Raw genomic sequence first — 19,735 nt, 5'->3', positions numbered from 1 at the left:
CCGCCGCTAAGCGGCGGCCGGCTTGACCACGCCGCGGCGTATCTGGTCGGCTTCGATGGATTCGAAGAGCGCCCTGAAGTTGCCCTCGCCGAAACCTTCGTCGCCCTTGCGTTGGATGAACTCGAAAAAGATCGGGCCGATAACGGTCTTCGAGAAGATCTGCAACAGGATCTTGGTCGTGCCACCATCGAGTACGCCTTCGCCATCGATCAGAATGCCGTGCCGACGCATCCTGTCGATCGGTTCGTCGTGGCCGGTGACGCGCTGAACTGACATGTCGTAGTAGGTTTCAGGTGGGCCGGGCATGAAGCGAAGCCCGTTCTCGGCGAGCTTGTCGGTCGCTTCGTAGATGGCATCGGTTCCAACGGCAATATGCTGGATGCCTTCACCCTTGTAGGTCTTCAGATATTCCTCGATCTGGCTGGTATCGTCCTTCGATTCATTCAGCGGAATGCGAATCTTGCCACACGGCGAGGTAATTGCGCGGCTCATCAGGCCGGTAATGCGGCCATCAATGTTGAAGAAGTGAATCTGCTTGAAATTGAACAGTTCGCGGTAGAAGTCCCACCACTTGTCCATGTTGCCGCGATAGACGTTATGGGTGAGATGGTCGAGATAAAAGAAACCAACGCCGTCTGGCCGCGGATTGGGTTTGCCTAACCAGTCAAACTCGAGATCGTAAGCCGATCCTTTCGCGTCGTAGCGTTCCACGAAGTAGAGAAGCGAACCGCCAATACCGACGATCGCTGGCACATCGAGCGTCTTGTCGTCGCCCTCGTAGGGGGTCGCGCCCTTGGCAACGGCGTGGTCAAAGGCATGCTTGGCATCGACCACACGCCACGCCATCGCCGGAGCGCAGGGGCCGTGATCGCCGACAAACCGCGTCGCGTGGCTGTCCGGCTCGGCATTGACGAGATAGTTGATGTCACCCTGGCGCCAGACGGTAATGTCCTTCGTCTTGTGCTTGGCAACCGCTTGATACCCCATGCAGGTGAACAGTTCCGCGAGCTTTTCCGGCTGTGGGTGCGCGAATTCGACGAACTCGAACCCATCCGTGCCGGCGGGGTTGTCCGTAGTAATTTGAGACGGCGGTGCGTCGTGCGGATAGGGGCCCATTTGCTGCTCCTGAGGTTGTCGTCATTTGATGCAAATTATCGCTCCACTTTCATGCAATGTGCTTGCATTATGGGCATGCTTGGCAAATTATCCGCACGAAACGTGCAGATTACGGACGGATCGTACAATGTCTGAGCAACTGGATGGATTTGATCGGAAGATCCTTGCCGAGCTCCAAAGCGACGGACGACTGACCAATATCGAACTGTCCGAACGCATTGCCCTTTCAGCGTCTCAATGTTCGCGACGGCGAACGCGACTGGAAGCCGAGGGCTTCATTCGCGGCTATCAGGCAAACCTCGACCCGGACAGGCTGGGGCTTAACCTGCTGGTCGTCATCTCGGTGACGCTGGCAACCCACAATCGCGACAACGCTCGCCGCTTTGCGCAATTGGTCAACGGCCTTCCCGAGGTCCTTGAAGCCTATGCGCTGACCGGCGAAATGGACTATCACCTGAAAGTCGCGACCCGTGGCCTGTCCGGCCTTTCGCGCTTCGTCAACGACGTGCTGCTGCCGCATGAATCGGTTCAGCACGTGAAGACGGCGATTGTTCTCAATACGTTGAAGAACTTCGAAGGTTATCCGCTTTCCGGATCATAATTCATTTCGATTTGCGCGACAGTCCCGCAGACGCCTCGATCGCCGCGAGCGCCAGATCGAGATGCCGGATGGCGGCTTGGCCGAGCGTCATGCGCACCGTCTCCTGGTACTTGTCGGCAAGGAGGGTGATTTTTTGATAGTATTGCCGCCCTAGTGCGGTGAGTTCGATCTGCTCGAAGCGTCGGTCGGTGTCGCTTGGAACTCTCTTCAGCCAGTGCCGCTGTTCCAGTGCCTGGACTGCCCGGCTGACCTTTGTCTTGTGCATATGCGAATGCGCGCCGATGTCCTTTGCCGTCATCACCCCGACGCTGCCGAGTGCGGCCAGTGTGCGCCATTCGGGCCGGGTGAGGTCGAACTCCTGCTTGTACTGCCGGGCAAATGACAGGCTGACCAGTTCCGATGCCCGGTTGAGCCGGTACGGGATGAAGCCGTCAAGCTCGAATCCATTGGCCATTCCTGCTCCTTGATAGTTACAAAATCGACGGTTACGTTTGTAACTATATAAATGGAGGAGATGCAAGCATGGACACGACCGAAGCACCACGTTCCCGTGCGCGGGCGGGAGCCAGCGACGTTTCCTACATGCCGGGTTTTGGCAACGATTTTGAGACGGAGGCGCTTCCCGGGGCACTGCCACAGGGTCAAAACAGCCCGCAAAAGTGCAACTACGGTCTCTATGCCGAGCAGCTGTCGGGCTCGCCGTTCACAGCTCCCAGGGGGACGAACGAACGCTCCTGGCTCTACCGCATCAGGCCAAGTGTTCGCCACACGCGTCGTTTTAGCAATGCGAGCTATCCGTTCTGGAAGTCAGCGCCGTGCCTGGACGATCACTCGCTGCCGCTTGGACAGCTGCGGTGGGACCCGATCCCGGCGCCAACGGCCCGCGCGGACTTTCTTGCCGGAATTCGAACGATGACGGCCGCCGGCGATGTGATGACCCAGGTCGGCATGGCCGCGCATGCCTACGCCTTCAACGAAGACATGGTTGACGACTATTTCTTCAATGCCGACGGCGAACTGCTGATCGTGCCTCAACGCGGCGCCATCAGCGTCTTCACGGAGATGGGTGTCATCGAGGTCGAGCCCGCGGAGATCTGCCTCATCCCCCGTGGGATGATGTTCAAGGTCTCACGTCTCGGCGACGGAACAGAATGGCGTGGTTACATCTGCGAGAACTACGGAGCAAAGTTCACCATGCCGGATCGCGGGCCGATCGGCGCCAACTGCCTGGCGAACGCCCGCGACTTCAAGACCCCGGTCGCCGCCTTCGAGGACAAGGAGATACCGTGTCGCGTCCATGTGAAATGGTGCGGCAGGTTCTTTGTGACGGAGATCGGTCACTCACCGCTCGACGTCGTGGCATGGCACGGAAACTACACGCCGTTCAAATACGATCTCAGAACCTTCTCCCCGGTCGGGGCGATTCTGTTCGATCATCCGGATCCGTCGATTTTCACGGTGCTGACAGCGCCGAGCGGAGAACAGGGCACTGCAAATGTCGACTTCGTAATCTTTCCGCCCCGATGGCTGGTTGCCGAGCACACGTTCCGCCCCCCCTGGTATCATCGCAACATCATGAGCGAGTTCATGGGCCTGATCCTTGGACAATACGATGCCAAGGAAAAGGGCTTCGTTCCAGGCGGCATGAGCCTGCACAACATGATGCTGCCACATGGACCAGATGCGTCCGGCTTCGAAAAGGCGTCCAACTCGGAGCTGAAACCGGTCAAGCTGGATCATACGATGGCCTTCATGTTCGAGACCCGGTTCCCGCAGCAACTGACGAAATACGCGGCGGAACTGGAGACGCTGCAGGACGACTACATCGATTGCTGGGATGGTCTGGAGCGGCGCTTCGACGCAACGCCGGGCATCAAGTGAGCCACCACAGCGAACGCGGACAGGTTCCATGAAACTTGCAACACTCAAAGACTCCACGCGGGACGGTCGGCTGATCGTCGTCTCCCGCGACCTGACGCGCTTTGCCGATACGGGCGAGGTGCGCACCTTGCAGGCAGCGCTGGACGACTGGTCGGCCACGGCGCCCAAGCTTGCGCGCATCGCCGAACGCCTGGAAGCAGGGTCTGACCTATCCAAGCCCTTTGATCCACGCAACGTGCATTCGCCGCTACCGCGCGCCTACCAGTGGGCCGATGGCTCGGCCTACGTCAACCATGTTGAGTTGGTGCGAAAGGCGCGAAACGCGCAGATGCCGACGACGTTCTGGACCGACCCTCTGATGTACCAGGGCGGTTCCGACACGTTCCTGGCGCCTTATGATCCGATCCTTGCGGCCGACGAGGCTTATGGCATCGATATGGAAGGCGAAGTCGCAGTGATCGTCGACGACGTGCCCATGGGTGCACCGCCGGATCAGGCATGCGAGGCGATCCGGCTGGTGATGTTGGTGAATGACGTCTCACTGCGGGGCCTCATTCCCGATGAACTTTCCAAGGGATTCGGATTCTTCCAATCGAAACCCTCATCGGCCTTCTCGCCGGTGGCCGTAACGACAGACGAGCTCGCCGAGGCCTGGAAGGACGGCAAGCTACATCTTCCGCTGCTGGTCAGTCTGAACGGCTCTCCGTTTGGTCGCGCCAATGCCGGCGTAGACATGACATTCGACTTCGGGCAGCTCGTTTCGCACGCAGCAAAGACGCGCTCTTTAACCGCAGGCTCTATCATCGGCTCCGGCACGGTTTCCAACAAACGCAATGGCGGCCCCGGCAGGCCGATCGCCGAGGGTGGGGACGGGTATTCCTGTATCGCCGAGATCCAAATGATCGAGACCATCGAACACGGCCGACCAAAGACGCCCTACCTGCACTTCGGCGATACCGTTCGCATCGAGATGAACGACAGGCATGGTGCATCGATCTTCGGTGCGATCGAGCAGACGGTGCAACGCTGCGATGGAGACCGGAGGCAATGACGGAGATCGTGCTCTACGACTACTGGCGCTCCTCGGCGAGCTTTCGTGTCCGCATCGCGCTTCAAATGCTGGGACTTGCCTACGAGACCGTGCCAATCGACCTGCTCGCCTCCGCTCACAAGGATCAAAACTACCTGAAGATCAACCCTCAAGGCCTGGTCCCGAGCCTGCGCATCGACGGACGTATGCTGACCCAATCGCTGGCCATCATCGAATATCTGGCCGAAACCCGCCCCGAAAGCGGGTTCCTGCCCGATACCGCGGCCGGGCGGCAGCGGGTGAGGGCGCTGTCCTATGCCGTTGCCATGGACGTTCACCCCGTCTGCAACCTCAACGTCGTCTCTCACGTCGTCCACCTCACGGGCGAGGAGGGCGCACGAACGCAGTGGATGATCAAGTTCATCGGCAGCGGACTTCAGGCACTCGAAAAGATGCTTGATGATCCGACAACCGGCCGCTTCTGTTTTGGCGACACGCCGACCATGGCAGATTTCTGCTTGGTGCCGCAGGTCTACAACGCCCGTCGCTGGGATGTCGAAATGTCGACTTTGCGACGCGTCGCACGCATTGCTGATGCGTGCAATGCATTGCCAGCATTCAAGGCCGCCCATCCGGACGCGGCAAAGCGCTGCTAGCGATCGCGGCGCCGCCAACTGCTACGGTTCCCGCCGCTCTTCGGCGACTTGCACGCCCGATAATTTTCTTACCACCGATTGACGCCAGCCGACGACAGCTGATTAAATCAAATTGATTGATTAAATGAGAATGGGTCTCGGCGCTGCCGGGACAGCCCTGTGTTCAGCAACGTCACCAAGAGACAATCATGACAAAACAGCGCCAACCCGCCCTGCGGCTCGAAACCTCGTGGCAACCGGGATCCGAAGAACAAGGCCAGGCCTATACCCTCAGTCTCAAGAACCTTTCGTCGAACGAAATCGCCGATTTCTCTCTCTGCATCAGTGGCCCGGGACGCGTGGATCCGGCGGTTCACATCGAGGGCGGCACGATTGGTCGCCGGCTGTCGAACTTCACCGAATTCCTGCCGCCCGAAAACTTCGAGCTTGAGGCGGGCAAGACCTGGACATTGACGATCTCCGCTCTGAGCTGGCCGTTCCAGCATTGGACGGATGGGGCTACCGGCGCCTATCTCGCCTTTGCCGACGGCAGCACGCTGTCGCTCTCGGTCGAACCGACCCGCTCGCTCGCCAACAATTCTCCGCTAAAGCGTGGCGCAGAAATCTATCCCGTGCCGGCCAATCCGCCGGTGCCTGTTTCGATCGTGCCATGGCCGAACGAGGTGTCGGTATCGGGCAAGCGTTCGGTCCCCCCGGGGTTTGCCCTTAGCGCCAGCGATCCGCGGGCAATTGCCGCGGCGGCTACCTTTACCGGCCTCGTCGAACAGCTTTTTGCCGTCGAGGGGATCGTTCGTCCAGCCTCAGAAGGCGGAATGCCTGCCATGCTGCAGATCGTCGACGGTTTCACACCGGAGGCTTATGGCGTGTCCTTCGCCGGTGATGTCATTCGCATCTCAGCCAGCACCCAGACGGGCCTGCTCTATGGTCTGATCACGCTCGGCCAGATCTGGCGCGGCGCACATCTTTATCCGAGCGCATTCCGCTTCCCCGTCGAAGGCGAGATACGCGACGAGCCATCCATGGGATGGCGTGGCCTTCATCTTGACGTTGCCCGTCAGTTCTATGGCATGGCTGAAATCAAGAAGTTGCTCAGCATTCTCGCCTGGAACAAGGTCAACCGCTTCCATTGGCACCTGTCGGACGACGAAGCCTGGCGCGTGGAAATCGATGCCTATCCGGCGCTGACCGACGTCGGCGCCTGGCGCGGACATGGACTTGCCATTCCGCCGCTGCTCGGCTCAGGCGCGGCACGCACCGGCGGCTATTACACCAAAGCTGCGGTTCGCGAGATTGTGGCGCACGCCAAGGAACTCGGCATCGAGGTCGTGCCGGAGATCGACGTGCCGGGACATTGTTTTGCCATGCAGCAGGCAATTCCTGAGCTTCGTGACCCGCAGGAGGTCGGAAGCTATTATTCCGTCCAGGGTTTTCCAGACAACTGCGTGAACCCGGCGCGCGAGAAGACCTACGAGGTTTTGGAAACCATCTTCGGCGAACTGATCGAGCTCTTTCCCTTCAAGACGATCCATATCGGCGCCGACGAGGTGCCGCTCGGTGCCTGGTCGGGGTCCCCGGAAGCGCTGGCGCGGCTGCGCGAGATCGCTGGAGACGCAATGGTCGACGCACACGCCAACCGCCTCAACGTGATCACGAATACACATGGCGCCGATGACATCGACGGATCTGGAGCTGCGGTTCTGCAATCCGTTTTTCTCGCAAGGATCCAGCAGTTCCTTGCCGAGCAAGGCTGCATCACGGGCGGATGGGAAGAAGCTGCGCACGGCAACGTCATCGACAAGACCAAGAGCTATCTCTGCGGCTGGCGTAGCGTCGAAGTCTCGGCAGCGCTTGCTGGCCAAGGCTACGAGATGGTGGTCTGCCCGGGGCAGGTCTACTATCTCGACATGGCAAACAGCCCCGATTGGGACGAGCCCGGCGCCAGCTGGGCCGGGTGGTCGGAGCCGGAGAAGCTCTACAATTTCGATCCGGTCGAAGGCTGGAGCGATGAGCAGAAGATGAAGCTGCGCGGTATCCAGGCCTGCATCTGGTCGGAGCCGATGACCGACCGCGCAGTCTTCGATCGCCTGGTCTTCCCCCGAATCTCGGCGCTTGCCGAGAGCGCCTGGACGAAACCAGCCGACAAATCCTGGGAGCGTTTCAAGGCGGTCGCAGGATTGATGCCGGTCCTTTATGCCTATCCGTGATGCTGTCAGCCTAAAGGCTTCTGGAGCACATCGAACTGCGGGTTCGTTTCCGAAAAGATTGGCAGAGCCGCGGCGCCCAAAATCGCCGTGTCTTTGCCGGTCGCGCCGATCATGATGCGGGGCAGGCTTCGCTCGGCCCCCGGATTAACCGGCGTATGCAAGGGTTCCGACCGACGGGCAAGGCGCTGCAACAGCGAAGATGGCATGGAACCGCCGAGAACGATCGTCTGCGGGTCGAAGGCCAGTTCGAGAAAATCGATCGTCTGGCGCATGGGTTCGGCCGCAGCCTTCGCCCAGGCGTCAATCCGACCGGTCGCTTGCTCGATCAGAGTATCCAGGGTCTCAGGGGCGTATTGTTCAGGATCCTGAACGTTGAGGTACTCGTAGGCCGAGCCGAGGGAAACGTAACGGTCCAGACAACCACGCTTGCCGCACTGGCAGGCCTGGCCATTCGGGACCACGATCATATGGCCGATCTCGCCCGCATTGCTGCGGCTGCCCTTGTAAAGATGACCGTCAAGGAACATGCCGGCGCCGATGCCACGCCCAAGAAACAGGTAGACAAAGCTGCTTAGACCGCGCGCGACGCCATAGAGGCGCTCGCCGATTGCCGCAGCCGTCGCGTCGTTCTCGACGAGAACGGGCACGCCAACCAGACCGGCTAGCTCGCGGGCGACCGGAAAACCTTGCCAGCCAGGCAGTGTCACGGGGCTGAGGGACGTCACCCCTTCGGCGGCATAACGCCCCGGCATCGCGATGCCGACACCGAGCAGGCGGGCGCGATCGAAGCGGAAGCTTCGCTGCAACTCCTCAGCGATCCCGGCCAGGATGGGCATCGCCTCGGCAGGCGTCGGCCTGTCGACGGCCCTTTCGACCCTTGCCCGGACCCTTCCCGAAAGATCCGTCAGGACCCCAACTGCATGATTCCGCTCCAGTTCCAGGCCGATGGAATAGGCGCCGTCAGGATTGATCGAATATGGCGTGATCGGCTGGCCGCGCGCGATCTTTTGAGGCGCTTCCGCCTTCAGTAGTTTTGCCCCCTCAAGCTCCTCGACGATGTTGGAGACCGTCTGAGTGCTGAGCGCCGTCAACTTGGCAAGAGCGGCACGCGACAAGGGGCCGCTCGTTCGGATCGCTTCGATCACGACGCGCCGGTTGTGCGATTTTGCCTGCTCGAGGTTGGTGCCTGAAATTGCCTTCATATGTCCGACTTGCGGGAATTCAAACCAATCACTTGCTCTACCGCATAAGAGGTTCGGTGACGGATAGCCAGAAGATTGCGCGCGCGGCCTGAGCCGGGCCCTCGGCTACCAGGTTTGCTTCAGATCTCCACCCGCGACGTTTGAGATTTCTCGTCGGAGACGCGCTTGGCGGCGGGCCGGGTTGACAGCACGTTGACTGCATGTCACTTATGTAACTAAATAGTTATTTACTTGGGAGGAAGACGCAGATGGCGACGATATCGCTTGGCATGATCATGCACGGGATTACCGGCCGCATGGGCTACAATCAGCATCTGGTGCGGTCCATTCTTGCGATCCGGGAGCAGGGGGGCCTTCAGCTTGCCAATGGCGACCGCCTGATGCCCGATCCGATTCTCGTTGGACGCAGCGCCGACAAGATCGAAGCGATCGCCCGCCAGCACGGTTTGACGCGCACGACCACCGATCTCGATAGCGCCCTTGCCGATCCGAACAACAAGATTTTCTTTGACGCCGGCTCGACGCAAATGCGCGTATCGCTGCTGAAGAAGGCAATCGAAGCCGGCAAGCATGTCTATTGCGAAAAACCGATCTCCGAGACGCTTGATGAAGCGCTTTCCGTTGCGATGCTCGCCGAGCAGCGCGGCGTCAAGAACGGCGTCGTTCAGGACAAGCTCTACCTGCCGGGTCTACGCAAGATCGCATTGCTCAAGGACAGCGGCTTCTTCGGCAAGATACTGTCGGTTCGCGGCGAGTTTGGCTACTGGGTATTCGAAGGCGATTGGGGCGTGAAGGCGCAGCGCCCCTCCTGGAACTATCGCGCGGCCGACGGCGGCGGCATGATCCTCGATATGCTGCCGCACTGGCGCTACGTGCTGGACAACCTGTTCGGCGAGGTCAAGGCGGTCAGTTGCTATGCCTCCACCCATATCCCTAGCCGTGTCGACGAGGATGGCAAGACCTACCGGGCCGACGCCGACGATGCAGCCTATTCGACGTTCGAACTCGAGGGCGGCGTCGTCGCCCACATCAACTCTTCCTGGGCGGTTCGCGTGCGCCGCGATGACCTTGTGACGTTCCAGGTCGACGGCACGCATGGCTCGGCTGTTTGCGGCCTGACGAAGTGCTGGACCCAGCATCGCGTCAACACCCCGAAGCCAGTCTGGAATCCGGACCAGCCGCAGACCATCGACTTCTACAAGACCTGGGACGAGGTTCCGGAAACCCAGGTCTTTGACAACGGCTTCAAGGCCCAATGGGAAGACTACCTGCGCTACGTCGTCGAGGATGCGCCGTGGAGATTCACCCTGCGCGAAGGCGCCAAGGGTGTTCAGCTCGCCGAACTGGCGCACAAGAGCTGGAAGGAACGGCGCTGGGTGGACGTTCCCTCGCTTGCCGACACGTCTGTGCGCAAGGTTGCCTGACGATCATGGCAACGACACTTCGCCTTCCCGTTTCCGGCGGCACGTTGCAGGACTACACCGTCGTCAACACACCGCTTGCCGCGCCGCAACGCCCGGGTGGCGGGCACGCCTTCAACCGTGTTGCCTATGCGGCCGCTCATGTCGTTGTCGATCCGTTGGCCGACAACGATCCCTGGCTCGACCGCAACATCGACTGGGAACGCACTATCGCGTTCCGCGAATATCTGTGGGATCTCGGTCTCGGCGTCGCCGAGGCGATGGACACGGCCCAGCGCGGCATGGGGCTCGACTGGACCGGTGCCAAAGAGCTCATCGCCAACGTGCAATCGGCCGCGCGCCAGCGCCCCGATGCGCTGATTGCCTATGGCGCCGGCACCGACCATTTGCCGCCGGGCCCCGATATCGGCATCGATGATGTGATCCGCGCCTATGAAGAGCAGGTCGCGTATGTCGAAGGGCAGGGCGGCAGGATCATCCTGATGGCAAGCCGCGCTCTCGCTGCAGCCGCCAAGAGCCCCGAGGATTACGTGCGCGTCTACGACCGTATCCTGCGGCAGGTCCGCCAGCCGGTCATCCTCCACTGGCTCGGCGACATGTTCGATCCTGCGCTTTCGGGTTATTGGGGCTCGCGTGACGACATCGAAGCCATGGAAACGGCGATCGCCATCATCAATGACCACGCAGGCAAGGTGGATGGCGTGAAGATCTCTCTGCTTTCGGCAGAAAAGGAGATTGTCATGCGCCGCCGCCTTGATGGCGCGGTGAAGATGTACACCGGCGACGACTTCAACTACGCAGAGCTCATTGCCGGTGACGAACAGGGATATTCGCATGCCCTGCTCGGTATTTTCGATGCCGTTGCGCCTGCGGCCAGTGCTGCCCTTCAGAAGCTTGCCACGGACGATCTCGCCGGCTTCCATGATATCCTGGCTCCGACGGTCCCGCTGTCGCGGCACATCTTCAAGGCGCCGACGCGATTCTACAAGACCGGCGTCGTCTTCCTTTCCTATCTCAACGGCTTTCAGAACCACTTCCAGATGCTCGGCGGCCAACAGAGCGCGCGCTCGGTGGTACATCTTGCCGAGCTGTTTCGGCTCGCCGACAAGGCCCGCGTCCTGCGCGATCCGGATATCGCCGCGGCTCGAATGAAAACGATCCTGGCGACAATCGGCATTTGAAACATCACGGGCATGCACCTCGCAACTGCGGGGCGTGAGGGAGGAAGACACATGGCAGTCGACGGCCTTTCCATCAATCTCGCGACCGTCCGAGAGCAATACAATATGAGGCAGGCCATCGAAGCCTGTCTCAAGCAGGATATCGTCGCGATCGCTCCCTGGCGCGATCAGGTGCACGCCATCGGCCTCTCGGAAGCCGCCCGGATCGTGGCCGACAACGGGCTGCAGGTGACGGGCCTTTGCCGCGGCGGCATGTTCCCCGCAGCCGACGCCGCCGGACGGGCAGCCGCAATCGACGACAACAGGAAGGCCATCGATGAGGCTGCCGCCCTCAAGGCGGACTGCCTGGTCCTCGTCGTCGGCGGCCTGCCCGCCGGATCCCGAGATATCGCACATGCGCGCGAGATGGTGGCCGAAGGCATCGCAGCGATCCTGCCGCATGCGCGTGCAACCGGCATACCGCTTGCCATCGAACCGCTGCATCCGATGTATGCCGCCGACCGTGCCTGCGTGAACACGCTCGAACAGGCGCTCGACATCTGCGACCTTCTCGGGGACGGCATCGGCGTCGCCATCGACGTCTACCACGTCTGGTGGGATCCGAAGCTTGAGCAGCAGATTTCGCGGGCCGGCGCCTCGGGCCGCATCCTTGCCCACCATATCTGCGACTGGCTGGTTCCCACCACCGACCTGTTGCTCGACCGTGGGATGATGGGAGACGGTGTCATCGACCTCAAAGGGATCCGTCGCTCCATCGAGGCGGCGGGTTACCAAGGCCCTCAGGAGGTCGAGATCTTTTCGGCGGGGAACTGGTGGAAGCGGCCCGGGGAAAAGGTGCTTGCAACCTGCGTCGATCGCTTCCGAAGCGCCTGCTGATGACCTGCACCCACGGGCTAAACTCTTGGTTAACCATACCTATTTGCGCGGACGGTAGCTAACTCCAGGTTTTGTTCCGCTGGATGGTATGCACTTGAAGTGCAATTTTGCCCGAAAAGTCGCTCCGAAAGCGACCCAAGCCCGAGTTTCTCGCCAAACCGGCTCTGGAGCGCCGAAGCGCAGGCAACTAGAATCCCGGATTTGGCGGTGATTTGTCAACCGCATCCGGACGGCTATCTGGGGATTAACGGTTGAGAACCAGCCGTTACGCGGGACCACGGAGAGCCGATGTGTCTACGCAAAGGCGCTGCCGGTTCCGACAAGAGGCGTCATTCGTTCTAATTGTTCCCCGCGGGGAACTTCGCCCGATTGTCTGAGCGGCGCTCGCCACCAGGCCCCCCGCACCACCCTAACCGCGAGCAGGTGGCCCGGCCGTCATTTGAGCTCAGCCCCCGACAACGCCCATCGCGTCTTTGCCTCGTCGCCACACCCCCAAAACGACTGCGACGCATCGCGAGCGATCGCCAGATTCGGCCCAATGAGGCAGCAACCTTGCCGCCCCTTGCGCCTGTTGTCGCAGCCTCGCCTCAAAGACTTACACCGCCACTCCCGATATCACTCGCCAACCATTTGCCGGTTGGCCGGAAAAAGCGCGGACGATACCGCGCCGAGAAAATCACCTAACGCACCAACACCTGGTGCCTGCGCTCACGCTGACCACAGCCCCTACATATCGCGCATTGGTCTTCAACCTCGTCCACCGCAAGCCAGGCAGTGTCTGCGAAAAGGCAGGCCTCACGGCCAGCCTTTCTACAATTCGCGCTCTTCCAAATTCCGTGTGCACCCGCGCCTGCTCGCAAACGAGCCGGTCCGAGCCCGTGCCGGCCGCCTCGAACCCAGCGTGCCTAGCACCATCAGGACTGCCAGTGTCGGATCGATCGCGTAACGCACAATGCACCTCACCGAAGCCGAACCGCACCCCTTCAGCTCGGGGCGATCACAACACTAGCCGCATGACCGGCTTGCACATTGCTGCATCAGGCAGCCGAGCGCCTCCCACCCGATCCAGAGGACACGCCTCCCAAACCAGGTTGCATTTGATGCCTCCCAGCCAATCAAGGCCGGGGCGAACCAAGGATCAGCGGCGACAGCAAGCCATTGCGACGGCAGACGAAATATCGCGACCCTTGTGAGCACCGAGCCCCCTCATCCACGGCATGCTGAGCAAAGGTTGAGAGGTGAGCGAGCATGCGATGTCGCTCCATGACGGGGCCGGATGGTCGCGCAGTGACGTCACTCCCCCCCAGCGCACTAGCTCCACGAAGGTCGCAATCTGGGTTCAACCTCGAAAACAGCAGGCTCTGTCACGCGATAACTGCGATCCATTCATGACACCGTACTCGCCGAAGCGGCCGACAAATCCACAGCCGCGCATGCCACGCACCTCGACAGCGTCGAGCGCAGGAACTATCTCTAAAATATGACTATTCATAACGACGACACGATAGCCGGCCGGATAAGTCGCGCGCTCGCAGAGCGCATTGTGACAGGTGCCTTGCCGCCCGGCTCGAAGCTGAAGCAGGACCATATCGCCGAGGAGTTCGGGTCCTCGCACGTACCCGTGCGCGAGGCCCTGCGTCGTCTCGAAGCGCAAGGCCTCGCCGTCAGCGAGCCGCGCCGTGGCGTTCGTGTTGCCTCGTTTGACCTCAAGGAAGTGCAGGAGGTCGCGAAGATGCGCGCAGCACTTGAAGGTCTTGCTCTTCGCCATTCAGCCGAACACCTGACGCCTTCCCGTCTCGATCAGGCCGAACAGGCGACGATCGACGGTGACAATGCGCGCGATGTGCGCACCTGGGAGGAGGCCAATCGCAGGTTTCACAAGCTCATCCTCGATCCCTGCGGCATGCCGCGGCTGCTCTCGGTCATTGACGACCTGCATGCGGCAAGCGCCAGATTTCTGTTTGCCACCTGGCTGACAGACTGGGAGCCACGCGTCGACAAGGACCATCGCGCCATTCTCGCGTTTCTCCGCGCCGGCAAGGTCGAGAATGCGGTGACCGCGCTGGAGCGGCACGTGCAATGGATCGGAGGGCCGTCGCGGCGAATGCAGCACGCGTCCCGCAATCGGTTTGCAATCGTCGGCTAGAGCCCACGGCGCCTACTAGGTTCCATGCGGTTTGTGCATCGGCGCGATCGTGATCTGCTCCCTCATCTGCGACCACGGGGCAATCGCCATGCGCACCTCCGGCCCCATCTAACGCTCTTTGCGCGCGGAGGAAGCCCGGGTCCCTGTCGGAAAGTGCGCCCGAGTTCTGCCTGTTGCGACAGCAATGGCAGGCCCTGAAAATGCACTCCCGAGCCAGAGGCGAGCCTGCCTGCCCAATGCCTTCAGACCATCACCCAGAAAAACGCGCTTGCCTAAGGGTGCGGCATATTATTATAGATAAAATTGATTTCTATCTACGTCTCGCCATTCCATAGTGAAAAGGTTTCGGACATATGCAGCCTCATATTGACCATCAGGCCAAGAAAATTGCTTGCGACGGCGTCCCTCGTGACCGGGTTACGCGACCGGAAGCTAGTTTTATCTATAATTTGCCGTTCAATGACCTTCTGTTTCGTGCCCACAGCATCCATCGGGCCAATTTCGACCCGAACGCGGTGCAGATGAGCCGCCTGCTGTCGATCAAGACCGGCGGATGCGCCGAAGATTGCGGCTATTGCAGCCAGTCCGCCCACTATCCGACCGGCCTCAAGGCATCAAAGCTCATGGAGGTGGAGCGCGTTCTTACCGAAGCGCAAAGCGCCAAGGACGGGGGTGCAACGCGGTATTGCATGGGTGCTGCCTGGCGCAGCCCAAAGGACCGCGACATGGATGCAATCGTCGCGATGGTCGCGGGCGTAAAGGCGCTCGGCATGGAAACGTGCATGACGCTTGGCATGTTGACACCGCACCAATCTGCCGCGCTCGCCGACGCCGGCCTCGACTACTACAACCACAATGTTGACACCTCCGAGCGCTTCTACAGCGAGATCATCACGACCCGCACGTTTGCCGATCGCCTGGAGACGCTGGCCAATGTCCGCGAGGCCGGCATCAAGGTCTGCGCAGGCGGCATTCTCGGCATGGGCGAGACGGCCGAAGACCGCATCGCGATGCTTGTCACGCTTGCAAACCTGCCGACGCCGCCCGAAAGCGTCCCCATCAACATGCTGATCCCGATTCCCGGCTCGAGACTTGCCAATGCAGAGCCGATCGACCCAATCGACTTCGTCAGGACAATCGCGCTGGCGCGTATTCTGATGCCGAAGTCCCACGTGCGCCTGTCGGCGGGACGCACCGAAATGTCAGACGAAACCCAGGCGCTCTGTTTCTTTGCCGGTGCCAATTCGATATTCGTAGGCGAAACCCTATTAACCGCTGACAACCCCGGCGAGGATCACGACGCGGCTCTCTTCCGTCGCCTGGGGCTGAAGGCGGAGCAGCTGGAGCGCACGGAATGACCGCCGCCAGCCTTGCGATTTACGAGCGCAAGCTCGCTGGCCTTGATCGCAAGGGGAGGAGCCGGAACCTTGTCGCGCCGTCCGGCACCGATTTCACCTCGAACGACTATCTTGGCCTCGCCCATTCGCAGCGGCTCAAGGATGCGCTTCGGGATGCACTGGACCGCGGCATGCCGGTCGGGGCAGGCGGCTCCCGCCTGTTGCGTGGCAATCATCCGGAGCATCAGGCGCTGGAGCGGGAGGCCGCGGCATATTTCGGGGCCGAGCAAGCGCTTTATTTCGGCAGCGGCTATGCAGCCAATGTCGCGTTGTTCTCGACCTTGCCACAACGCCAGGACATCATCGTCCACGACGCCCTGATCCATGCCAGTGCCCATGAGGGGATTTCGGCGAGCCGTGCGCCATCGATCGCAACCCCGCACAACGATGTGGACGCGGTCGCAGATGCCGTCCGCACATGGCGTCGCGCTGGCGGCACCGGCCGACCGTGGATCGCCGTCGAGAGCCTCTACTCGATGGACGGAGATCAAGCGCCGCTTCGCGCGCTGGCGCAGCTTGCGACAGAGCATGACGGTTTCCTCGTCGTCGACGAGGCGCACGCGACGGGCGTCTTCGGTGAAGGCGGGCGCGGCCTGGCCGAATGCCTGGGGCATCCGGAAAACTGTATCACGCTGCACACCTGCGGCAAGGCGCTCGGAGCATCGGGCGCGATCGTCGTCGGACCGGCAATCATCTGCGATTTTCTCATCAACCGCGCGCGGAACTTCATCTACTCGACGGCGCCGTCTCCGCTGATGGCGGCGACGCTGCGAGAGTCATTGCGGATCCTGGCCGATGAACCGGAGCGTCGCGACAAGCTCGCCAAACTTGTGTCCTTTGCCAGTCGCGAGATGGAAACAACGATTGGGATGCGATCCAGCAAGTCGCAGATCCAGCCGGTTTTGATCGGCAATAATCATCGCGCGGTACGGCTCGCCGAGCGCCTTCGAAGCGATGGTTTCGACGTCAGGCCCATTCGTCCCCCGACCGTACCGGAAGGCACGGCGCGACTGCGCATCTCCATTACTCTCAACGTTGATCAAGCGACCATTTCGCGACTGTTCGAGCGGCTGGCGGTTGCCATGCGAAAGGAGCAGGAATGATGGCGCGTTTCGTCGTCACCGGCACCGACACCGGTATCGGCAAGACTGTCTTCGCTGCCGCTTTGACGTCCGCCCTCGGCGCTTGCTACTGGAAGCCCGTCCAATCGGGGCTGGAAGAGGAAACGGACGCTGAAACGGTCGCACGATTGGGCAATGTTCCGGCCGAACGGATCGTTCGGGAAGCCTACCGGCTAAAGACCCCCGCTTCCCCGCACCATGCGGCGATGCTCGACGACGTGGTGATAGATCCAGGCGCACTCTCGCCGCCGACGACTGCCGGCTCGCTTGTCATCGAGGGCGCCGGCGGCGTTCTCGTACCCCTGACGTCAAAGACCCTGTTCGCCGATGTCTTCGCCCGCTGGCAGGTGCCTGTCATTGTTTGCGCCCGTACCTCGCTCGGCACCATCAACCATACATTGATGTCGCTCGAGGCGTTGCAGCGACGAACCGTCCCAGTCTTCGGCATTGCCTTCACAGGCGAGGAGAACCTCGAGACGCAGAGGATCATCGTCCAGATGAGCGGCGTTCGCACGTTGGGGCGACTGGCGCCGACCAACCCACTAACCCATGAGAGACTGATGGAAGCCTTTCATCGGGGTTTCGACATCACGATGTTTCGGAGCCTGCGGTCATGACGCGTTCCCCCATATGGCATCCGTTCACGCAGCACGCTCTTGAGCCTACGATGAAGAAGGTTGTTGCCACCGACGGCGCGTATCTGGTCGACGAAGCCGGCAATCGCATTCTCGATGCGATTTCGTCCTGGTGGGTGATCACCCATGGCCACCGGCACCCGACGATCATGGAGGCGATCCGCCAGGCGACTGAGGTCTACGACCAGATCATCTTTGCCGAATACACCCACGCCCCGGCCGAGGATCTTGCCCGTGGTCTTATCAAGGTAAGCCCGGCTGGGCTGCAGCACGTCTTCTATTCCGACAGTGGCTCGACGGCAGTCGAAGTCGCCCTGAAGATGGCGCTCGGCTTCTTCCACAATACCGGTCGACGCCGCGACCGGATCGTTGTGATGGAGCATGGCTATCATGGCGACACGATCGGAACCATGTCCGTCGGTGAAAGGGGCGTCTTCAACGCTGCCTATGAGCCCTTGCTGTTTGGTGTCGATTCACTTCCATTTCCGGAGCCAGGCCTGGAGCAAATTACGCTTGATGCTTTCGAGGTAGCGTGCTGCTCGGGCAGGGTCGCGGCCCTTTTGATCGAGCCGCTGGTGCTTGGCGCCGGTGGCATGAAGATGTTTACCCCTTCCGTGCTTGGCGAACTCAAGAAAATTGCCCAACGCCACGGGGTGCTCCTCATCGCCGATGAAGTGATGACGGGCTGGGGCAGGACCGGTACCCTGTTTGCGTGCGATCGGGCGGGCGTTCTTCCCGACATCTTGTGTACCTCGAAGGGCCTGACCGGGGGCGCCATGCCGCTTGCGGCGACGCTTTGCACAAGTGAGATCTTTGAAGCGCATCTTTCGACCGATCGCCGGAAGACCTTCTTCCATTCAAGTTCCTACACTGCCAATCCGATTGCCTGCGCGGCAGCAGTTGCCAACCTGAAGATCTGGACGGGCGAGCCGGTCCAGGCGCGCATCGATCGCCTCGTTGCATTGCAAGGGCAGGCGCTGCAACGCTTTGTCGGGAATCCACGATTCAGGAACGTCCGGCAATCTGGAACCATTGCCGCGCTGGACCTCGCCGTTCCCTCGGATGGATATTTAGCCGACATAGGACCGCGGCTGCGCGCCTTCTTCCGCGAGCGTAACCTTCTCATCCGTCCTCTGGGAAACGTCATCTACCTCATGCCGCCATACTGCGTGTCGGAAGCCGAGATCGACCGCCTCTATGATGCGATCGACGAGGCAGCAAGCGTCCTGATTGGAACCGCAGCATGATGGGCGTCGGCTCCGCGCGCATCGCAGGTTTTGGCCACGGCGTTCCGGGTCGCTGCGTCGAAAACGCCGAGATCGAACAATCCCTCGGGCTCGAGACCGGCTGGATCGAACGTCGCACCGGCATTCGTACCCGCTACTGGGCAGAAGACGGCGACACGCTTAGCGGCCTTGCCGTCAAAGCAGGGGCCATGGCCCTCGATAACGCCGGAACCGATCGATCTGAGATCGGCCTGATGCTCCTGGCAACCTCGACACCGGATCACCTGCTGCCGCCGTCGGCACCGCTTGTTGCCCACAAACTCGGACTTGTAAATTCGGGCGCGATCGACCTGGCCGGCGCCTGCTCGGGATTTCTCTACGCGTTGACGCTCGCGGACGGTTTCGTGCGCACGCAGGGCAAGGCCGTTCTTGTCGTCGCCGCCAATATCCTCAGCCGTCGCATCAACCCGGCTGAACGAGCCAGTAGCGTTCTGTTTGCAGATGCAGCAGGCGCGGTCGTTTTGACGCCGGCAAGCGATCCGGCCACCGGCATCCTCGGCACCGATCTATGCTCCGAAGGCAGCGGCTATGAGCTGATCTCGATTACCGCAGGCGGCAGTAACAAACCCTTTTCACCAGAGCGTGCCGCTGAGGAATATCTGATGACGATGCGGGACGGACGCGAGGTGTTTTCGCGGGCGGTTGACATGATGAGTAGCGCCTCGAAAAGGGCGCTCGACAGGGCCGCCATAGAGACCGGAGCGATCACCCGATTCGTGCCACACCAGGCCAATGTCCGGATATTCCAGGCGGTCGCAGCCAACCTTGGGATCGAACCCGAACGGACCGTCTGCTCGCTCGACCAGTTCGGAAATTCTTCGGCGGCGACAATCCCGCTCTCCTTGTCGCTCGACGCAGCCGCCCGACCCCTGCAGGACGGTGAAACCCTGCTTCTGGCCGCAGCAGGCGCAGGTCTCACCGGTGCGGCGGTCGTCTATCGTGCCTAGTGCCTCGTCAAAGTAGGGCACGGACATGACGACGC

The 19,735-nt window shown here is 61.1% G+C and carries 17 protein-coding genes; 14 read left to right on the top strand and 3 right to left on the bottom strand.

Translation table 11 applies throughout. From position 1 onward, the window contains the following. Window positions 1-6: 6 nt before the first annotated feature. On the bottom strand, window positions 7-1,116 hold the full coding sequence (hppD, locus tag LPU83_RS63825; protein WP_024315267.1) for a 4-hydroxyphenylpyruvate dioxygenase: 1,110 nt from the start codon (window positions 1,114-1,116) through the stop codon (window positions 7-9). A gap of 127 nt (window positions 1,117-1,243) precedes the next feature. On the opposite strand from hppD, the gene LPU83_RS63820 reads away from it, so the two are divergent. Then, a complete protein-coding gene (locus LPU83_RS63820) occupies window positions 1,244-1,717 on the top strand; it encodes an Lrp/AsnC family transcriptional regulator (RefSeq protein ID WP_024315266.1) in 474 nt (157 codons plus the stop codon). 1 nt (window position 1,718) lies between these two features. Here LPU83_RS63820 and LPU83_RS63815 read toward each other — a convergent pair whose 3' ends face one another. Further along, a complete protein-coding gene (locus LPU83_RS63815; RefSeq protein ID WP_024315265.1) occupies window positions 1,719-2,171 on the bottom strand; it encodes a MarR family winged helix-turn-helix transcriptional regulator in 453 nt (150 codons plus the stop codon). Between the two features lie 68 nt (window positions 2,172-2,239). On the opposite strand from LPU83_RS63815, the gene hmgA reads away from it, so the two are divergent. The 4 genes from hmgA to LPU83_RS63795 all read left to right on the top strand — a co-directional run bounded on the left by hmgA (window position 2,240) and on the right by LPU83_RS63795 (window position 7,488). Then, window positions 2,240-3,598, top strand: a complete 1,359-nt coding sequence (hmgA, locus tag LPU83_RS63810) for a homogentisate 1,2-dioxygenase (protein ID WP_024315264.1) — start codon at window positions 2,240-2,242, stop codon at window positions 3,596-3,598. A 28-nt stretch (window positions 3,599-3,626) separates the two neighbouring features. Then, a complete protein-coding gene (locus tag LPU83_RS63805) occupies window positions 3,627-4,649 on the top strand; it encodes a fumarylacetoacetate hydrolase family protein (protein WP_024315263.1) in 1,023 nt (340 codons plus the stop codon). Beyond that, a complete protein-coding gene (gene maiA, locus LPU83_RS63800) occupies window positions 4,646-5,284 on the top strand; it encodes a maleylacetoacetate isomerase (RefSeq protein WP_024315262.1) in 639 nt (212 codons plus the stop codon). The genes LPU83_RS63805 and maiA overlap by 4 nt, the downstream gene beginning before the upstream one ends. Window positions 5,285-5,472: 188 nt before the next feature. Next, the gene (locus tag LPU83_RS63795; RefSeq protein ID WP_024315261.1) at window positions 5,473-7,488 is read left to right on the top strand and encodes a beta-N-acetylhexosaminidase; all 2,016 of its coding nucleotides are present in this window, start codon (window positions 5,473-5,475) and stop codon (window positions 7,486-7,488) included. 5 nt (window positions 7,489-7,493) lie between these two features. On the opposite strand, the gene LPU83_RS63790 is transcribed toward LPU83_RS63795, so the two are convergent. Continuing rightward, complete coding sequence (locus tag LPU83_RS63790; RefSeq protein ID WP_024315260.1) at window positions 7,494-8,690, bottom strand: ROK family transcriptional regulator; 1,197 nt, start codon at window positions 8,688-8,690, stop codon at window positions 7,494-7,496. Between the two features lie 248 nt (window positions 8,691-8,938). Here LPU83_RS63790 and LPU83_RS63785 point away from each other — a divergent pair, with 248 nt between their 5' ends. The 9 genes from LPU83_RS63785 to LPU83_RS63745 all read left to right on the top strand — a co-directional run bounded on the left by LPU83_RS63785 (window position 8,939) and on the right by LPU83_RS63745 (window position 19,700). Beyond that, complete coding sequence (locus LPU83_RS63785) at window positions 8,939-10,114, top strand: Gfo/Idh/MocA family protein (protein ID WP_024315259.1); 1,176 nt, start codon at window positions 8,939-8,941, stop codon at window positions 10,112-10,114. A gap of 5 nt (window positions 10,115-10,119) precedes the next feature. Further along, window positions 10,120-11,292: a dihydrodipicolinate synthase family protein gene (locus LPU83_RS63780; RefSeq protein WP_024315258.1), complete on the top strand. Its 1,173-nt coding sequence runs from the start codon at window positions 10,120-10,122 to the stop codon at window positions 11,290-11,292. 51 nt (window positions 11,293-11,343) lie between these two features. Further along, window positions 11,344-12,168, top strand: coding sequence for a sugar phosphate isomerase/epimerase family protein (locus LPU83_RS63775; RefSeq protein WP_024315257.1), 825 nt, complete (start codon window positions 11,344-11,346; stop codon window positions 12,166-12,168). A 1,480-nt stretch (window positions 12,169-13,648) separates the two neighbouring features. After that, window positions 13,649-14,314 (top strand): GntR family transcriptional regulator, encoded by a 666-nt coding sequence (locus LPU83_RS63770; RefSeq protein WP_024315256.1) that lies wholly within the window; start codon window positions 13,649-13,651, stop codon window positions 14,312-14,314. Window positions 14,315-14,667: 353 nt separating this feature from the next. Beyond that, complete coding sequence (gene bioB, locus LPU83_RS63765; protein ID WP_024315255.1) at window positions 14,668-15,672, top strand: biotin synthase BioB; 1,005 nt, start codon at window positions 14,668-14,670, stop codon at window positions 15,670-15,672. Then, window positions 15,669-16,814, top strand: a complete 1,146-nt coding sequence (locus tag LPU83_RS63760; protein WP_024315254.1) for an 8-amino-7-oxononanoate synthase — start codon at window positions 15,669-15,671, stop codon at window positions 16,812-16,814. The genes bioB and LPU83_RS63760 overlap by 4 nt, the downstream gene beginning before the upstream one ends. Next, the gene (gene bioD, locus LPU83_RS63755) at window positions 16,811-17,449 is read left to right on the top strand and encodes a dethiobiotin synthase (RefSeq protein WP_024315253.1); all 639 of its coding nucleotides are present in this window, start codon (window positions 16,811-16,813) and stop codon (window positions 17,447-17,449) included. Before LPU83_RS63760 ends, bioD begins: the two co-directional genes overlap by 4 nt. Continuing rightward, the gene (locus tag LPU83_RS63750; protein ID WP_024315252.1) at window positions 17,446-18,714 is read left to right on the top strand and encodes an adenosylmethionine--8-amino-7-oxononanoate transaminase; all 1,269 of its coding nucleotides are present in this window, start codon (window positions 17,446-17,448) and stop codon (window positions 18,712-18,714) included. Before bioD ends, LPU83_RS63750 begins: the two co-directional genes overlap by 4 nt. Further along, window positions 18,714-19,700 (top strand): beta-ketoacyl-ACP synthase III, encoded by a 987-nt coding sequence (locus LPU83_RS63745; protein WP_024315251.1) that lies wholly within the window; start codon window positions 18,714-18,716, stop codon window positions 19,698-19,700. Before LPU83_RS63750 ends, LPU83_RS63745 begins: the two co-directional genes overlap by 1 nt. Window positions 19,701-19,735 lie beyond the last annotated feature (35 nt).

This window comes from Rhizobium favelukesii (genome assembly GCF_000577275.2).
Classification (GTDB): domain Bacteria; phylum Pseudomonadota; class Alphaproteobacteria; order Rhizobiales; family Rhizobiaceae; genus Rhizobium; species Rhizobium favelukesii.
Note: the sequence above shows the minus strand (reverse complement) of the source record. Positions and strands in the feature narration are given on the sequence as shown.

Coding starts and splice junctions, on each gene's coding strand:
- hppD (WP_024315267.1), bottom strand. CDS start 1,116: ATGGGCCCCTATCCGCACGACGCACCGCCGTCTCAAATTACTACGGAC.
- LPU83_RS63820 (WP_024315266.1), top strand. CDS start 1,244: ATGTCTGAGCAACTGGATGGATTTGATCGGAAGATCCTTGCCGAGCTC.
- LPU83_RS63815 (WP_024315265.1), bottom strand. CDS start 2,171: ATGGCCAATGGATTCGAGCTTGACGGCTTCATCCCGTACCGGCTCAAC.
- hmgA (WP_024315264.1), top strand. CDS start 2,240: ATGGACACGACCGAAGCACCACGTTCCCGTGCGCGGGCGGGAGCCAGC.
- LPU83_RS63805 (WP_024315263.1), top strand. CDS start 3,627: ATGAAACTTGCAACACTCAAAGACTCCACGCGGGACGGTCGGCTGATC.
- maiA (WP_024315262.1), top strand. CDS start 4,646: ATGACGGAGATCGTGCTCTACGACTACTGGCGCTCCTCGGCGAGCTTT.
- LPU83_RS63795 (WP_024315261.1), top strand. CDS start 5,473: ATGACAAAACAGCGCCAACCCGCCCTGCGGCTCGAAACCTCGTGGCAA.
- LPU83_RS63790 (WP_024315260.1), bottom strand. CDS start 8,690: ATGAAGGCAATTTCAGGCACCAACCTCGAGCAGGCAAAATCGCACAAC.
- LPU83_RS63785 (WP_024315259.1), top strand. CDS start 8,939: ATGGCGACGATATCGCTTGGCATGATCATGCACGGGATTACCGGCCGC.
- LPU83_RS63780 (WP_024315258.1), top strand. CDS start 10,120: ATGGCAACGACACTTCGCCTTCCCGTTTCCGGCGGCACGTTGCAGGAC.
- LPU83_RS63775 (WP_024315257.1), top strand. CDS start 11,344: ATGGCAGTCGACGGCCTTTCCATCAATCTCGCGACCGTCCGAGAGCAA.
- LPU83_RS63770 (WP_024315256.1), top strand. CDS start 13,649: ATGACTATTCATAACGACGACACGATAGCCGGCCGGATAAGTCGCGCG.
- bioB (WP_024315255.1), top strand. CDS start 14,668: ATGCAGCCTCATATTGACCATCAGGCCAAGAAAATTGCTTGCGACGGC.
- LPU83_RS63760 (WP_024315254.1), top strand. CDS start 15,669: ATGACCGCCGCCAGCCTTGCGATTTACGAGCGCAAGCTCGCTGGCCTT.
- bioD (WP_024315253.1), top strand. CDS start 16,811: ATGATGGCGCGTTTCGTCGTCACCGGCACCGACACCGGTATCGGCAAG.
- LPU83_RS63750 (WP_024315252.1), top strand. CDS start 17,446: ATGACGCGTTCCCCCATATGGCATCCGTTCACGCAGCACGCTCTTGAG.
- LPU83_RS63745 (WP_024315251.1), top strand. CDS start 18,714: ATGGGCGTCGGCTCCGCGCGCATCGCAGGTTTTGGCCACGGCGTTCCG.